At 60.7% G+C, this 866-nt stretch carries 1 pseudogene; it reads left to right on the top strand.

Annotated elements, in window-relative coordinates:
- Positions 1-866, top strand: a pseudogene (locus tag HCF10_RS30970) (RHS repeat domain-containing protein); the annotation flags it as partial.

The following is an 866-nucleotide window of genomic DNA, read 5'->3' on the forward strand; positions in this document are numbered from 1 at the left end:
AGGGCTGGGGCACCTTGCGCTATGGCTACGACACCTGCGGCCAGCTTCAACACCTGCGCCTGCCCGATAACAACCGGCTGGTTTTTAGTCATGCGAAAGGCGGCCACCTCGCCACCGTCGAATTAAACGGCGCGCTGCTGACCTCACACCTGTTCAAAGCCGGTCAGGAACACCAACGCCAACAAGGCCAACTCCTCAGCCACTACCACTACGACGACCAGCACCGCCTGCACGCCCATGCAGTCACTCAACAGCAAGACCACCTCTACCAACGTCAATACGACTACGACAAAACCGGCAACCTCACCCGCCTGCTCGACACCCGCAAAGGCGAACACCACTACCACTATGACCCCTTAGGCCGCCTCACTCGCGCCGACCACTCTCAAGACCTGCAGGAACGCTTCGGCCACACCCCGGCCGGCAACCTGCTCATGCAAGACCGCACCGGCCCCGACATCGTCGCCGGCAACCGCCTGATGATCCAGGGCGACCGTCACTACGACTATGACGCCTTCGGCAACCTGATCCGTGAACGACGGGGCAAAGGCCATCAACTCGTCACCGAGTACCGCTACGACTGCCAGCACCGGCTGATCGGCATCACCCAACCCAACGGCCAAACCGCCAGTTACCGCTACGACCCATTTGGGCGACGCATCAGCAAAACCGTGGACGGCATAACCACGGAGTTTTTCTGGCAAGGCGACAAGCTGATTGCTGAGCACCATGCGGACCGCCATCGCAGCTATCTCTACGAACCGAACAGTTTCAGGCCGCTGGTCCTGTTGGAAGGCTTCGGCCCAAAAGACACCAAGCCCTACCACTACCAACTCGACCACCTCGGCACGCCGCAGGAACTGACC

Origin of the sequence: Pseudomonas sp. B14(2022) (assembly GCF_012030485.1) — a bacterium.
In the GTDB taxonomy this organism is placed as follows: domain Bacteria; phylum Pseudomonadota; class Gammaproteobacteria; order Pseudomonadales; family Pseudomonadaceae; genus Aquipseudomonas.